1 protein-coding gene is annotated in these 235 nt (G+C 65.5%); it reads right to left on the bottom strand.

Annotated features, from left to right (window positions below; genetic code table 11):
- Positions 1–180: PRTRC system protein C (locus AX709_RS17970; RefSeq protein WP_066551365.1), on the bottom strand; the 180-nt coding region annotated here is incomplete at its 3' end.
- Between the last annotated feature and the right edge of the window lie 55 nt (positions 181–235).

Here is a 235-nt window from a genome sequence, read left to right as displayed (position 1 = left end):
GTACTCGGTGACGTGGACGCCGCCGGTCACGCCAACGTCGACCGTCTCGGCGTTGAGGATCGCCGGGTAGAGCGTTGCGTGATAGGCTCGCAGAGCCTGCGGGTCGTGGGCGAGATGCGGCGGAACCGGGAGATCGATGCCGTCATATCGATAGGCGCGGTCAAGCTGGTTGATCTGCATTGGGGCGTACTCCTTGGCGTTGGACAGGGGCTCGTGCTCACCAGAGGCTGGCGGG

Source organism: Sphingomonas sp. CCH15-F11, assembly GCF_001557005.1.
Lineage (GTDB): Bacteria > Pseudomonadota > Alphaproteobacteria > Sphingomonadales > Sphingomonadaceae > Sphingomonas.
This window is presented reverse-complemented; position numbering and strand designations above follow the sequence as displayed.